The organism is Candidatus Komeilibacteria bacterium CG_4_10_14_0_2_um_filter_37_10, from assembly GCA_002793075.1.
In the GTDB taxonomy this organism is placed as follows: domain Bacteria; phylum Patescibacteriota; class Patescibacteriia; order UBA1558; family UBA1558; genus UM-FILTER-37-10.
Window position 1 is genome coordinate 1 of record PFPO01000034.1, and the last position, 2,622, is coordinate 2,622.

2 protein-coding genes are annotated in these 2,622 nt (G+C 36.8%); one reads left to right on the forward strand and one right to left on the reverse strand.

Features of this window, described 5'->3' with window-relative positions; translation table 11 throughout:
- The first annotated feature begins 214 nt into the window (after positions 1–214).
- On the forward strand, positions 215–559 hold the full coding sequence (locus tag COX77_01775) for a hypothetical protein (protein ID PIZ99340.1): 345 nt from the start codon (positions 215–217) through the stop codon (positions 557–559).
- A gap of 56 nt (positions 560–615) precedes the next feature.
- Here the strand turns inward: COX77_01775 and typA are convergent, their stop codons facing one another.
- Entirely contained in the window at positions 616–2,403 is a 1,788-nt protein-coding gene (gene typA, locus COX77_01780) for a translational GTPase TypA (protein PIZ99341.1), read from the reverse strand.
- Positions 2,404–2,622 lie beyond the last annotated feature (219 nt).

The window sequence follows — 2,622 nt, forward strand, 5'->3', positions numbered from 1 at the left end:
CCACCTATATTTTTCTTCTTGTGTTGATTTTGGCATAGTTTTTGACATATAGCCCTAGTTTACTAGAAAGTGCAATATGTGTGTGCACATTACCCAAGTCCATTGACAAGGACAGAACAAATGAGTTAATCTAATTAATAATTAACGTTCATTTATTAATATAGAGGTTACCGTGAAAAAAACATTAGTCGTGATCATTACTCTCTTTCTTCTCGTGGGCTCTATTTGGCCACAAAAAAAACAAGTGATAATTGGCACCCAAAATAATGCCATTGGCCTAATCCTGGACATTGACAATGATCTATCAACTATCTTCACCAGTGGTCTTAGTAACTCCCTGCTAGCTATTCATTATTCCTTTTATAGTAATGAGAAAAAATTACTGCAACAAGAAATAAAACAAGTTTATCAAGATTACTACACCATCAAAACTTACGAAGTAAGTAAAGATCAAAACCGGCTCATATTATTAGAAATCACAACAGTCAACCTAATAGAACTTCAAAGTTTTTTAAGTAAACAAAAAATCCCGGGACCAATCAGAATAACTATTAAATAAAAAATAAAGCGTCAATCTGGCGCTTTTTTATTTGGTAATTGGTCTGAAAAATCAACTTACTTTCTTCGCGCTCTTACTCTTTCTACTTCCGTTAGATATTGTTTACGCAAACGAATATTTTTTGGCGTCACTTCTAAATACTCATCATCATTCATAATGCTCAGTCCCACCTCGAGAGTTAATTCTTTCACTGGTGTTAACTTAATACCCTCGTCAGAACCAGAGGCGCGCATATTAGTTAATGCTTTACCCTTAATCGGATTTACTGCCATATCTTCGCCCTTAGATGCATTACCGATCACCATACCCTCATAAACGTCGGTGTTGGGACCAATGTACAGTTCACCTCTGTCTTGTAAACCCCATAATGAATAAGCCAAAGCTTTCCCTGAAGCCATGGAGATCATCGATCCTAGTTCTGTTCTTTCAATCGCACCAACGTGCGGTTTGAAATCCAAAAAATGAGTGCACAATATTCCTTCACCGCGTGTATCAACGATAAATTCATTGCGGTAACCAAGTAATCCGCGAGTGGGCATTTCAAAAATTAATCTAGTTTGTTGATGATGGTTGGTAATATTGATCAATCTGCCCTTACGACGAGAAAGTTTATCTATTACTGAACCAGCCATACTATCTGGCACATCAACAGTTATCTCTTCGAATGGTTCACAATCAACATGATCAATCTTTTTGATAATAACTTGTGGCTGCGAGACTTGCAGCTCATACCCTTCACGGCGTAAATTTTCTAACAAAATAGCAATATGTAACTCACCGCGACCATATATTTTATAAAAACTAGGATCAGTAAAATCAATGCGCAAACCAACATTGACTTCCAATTCTTTTTCTAATCTTTCCTTGATCTGTCGATTGGTAACAAATTTACCATCACGACCAGCGAAGGGTGAATTATTAACCAATAAAATTAAGGAAATAGTTGGCTCGTCAATTTTGATTGCCGGTAAAGGCTTTTGATCAGTGGTAGCTGCTATCGTTTCGCCAATATTAACATCTCGTAAACCAGCAATCATTACAATATCACCAGCCAAGGCCTCTGGTATTTCCTTTCTTACCAGTCCTTGATAAGTAAATAATTTAGTAATTTTATACTTTTTACTAACGCCTGTTGAATCGATAACATAAACATCTTGCTGGTCGATAATCTTACCTTCATAAACACGACAAATAGCACAACGGCCCAAAAAATTATCATAAGCTAAATTGAACGGCTGAGCGGCTAATGGTTTATCAGCGGCCTCTTGAGTCGTCGCTGGTGGAACTTTTTCCATAATTAAATCTAGCAGTGGCGTTAAGTCTTTTCCCTCATCGGCCAAATCCATCTTGGCAATACCCTGTTTGGAAATGGTGTAAATAGTGGCAAAATCTAATTGTTCATCATTAGCTCCTAAATCCAAAAATAATTCATAAATCATTTCCTTAACTTCCTCTGGACGGGCAGCTGGTTTATCAATTTTATTAATAACGACAATCGGTTTGAGGCCTAGCTCTAAAGATTTTTTTAAAACAAATTTTGTCTGTGGCATCGGACCTTCCTGCGCATCAACCAACAAAAGAACGCAATCAATAGATCGCAAAATGCGTTCTACCTCCGAACTAAAATCAGCGTGACCAGGAGTGTCCACGATATTGATCTTGGTGTCTTTGTAAATAACCGAGGTGTTCTTCGAATAAATGGTGATACCACGCTCTTGCTCCAGTGTATTACTATCCATGCTAGTAGTGTCATCAGACATACCAGTTTGACGCATCAAAGCATCGGTCAAAGTTGTTTTGCCGTGATCGACGTGAGCAATAATCGCAATATTTCTAATTTCCATAAGTAATTTATAAATAATTTGTCTCTTTCGTGAAAAAAAAATACGCCCTCTGCGTAATCGATCGAATCAGTCACTACTCAAGAATTGTCTATATAATAACTGATTTATCACACTCTGTCAATACATAATGGTAATGTGCACACACATATTGCACTTTCTAGTAAACTAGGGCTATATGTCAAAAACTATGCCAAAATCAACACAAGAAGAAAAATATAG

Excerpts from the sequence above, each read along its gene's own strand:
- typA (PIZ99341.1), bottom strand. The coding sequence starts at position 2,403 with ATGGAAATTAGAAATATTGCGATTATTGCTCACGTCGATCACGGCAAA.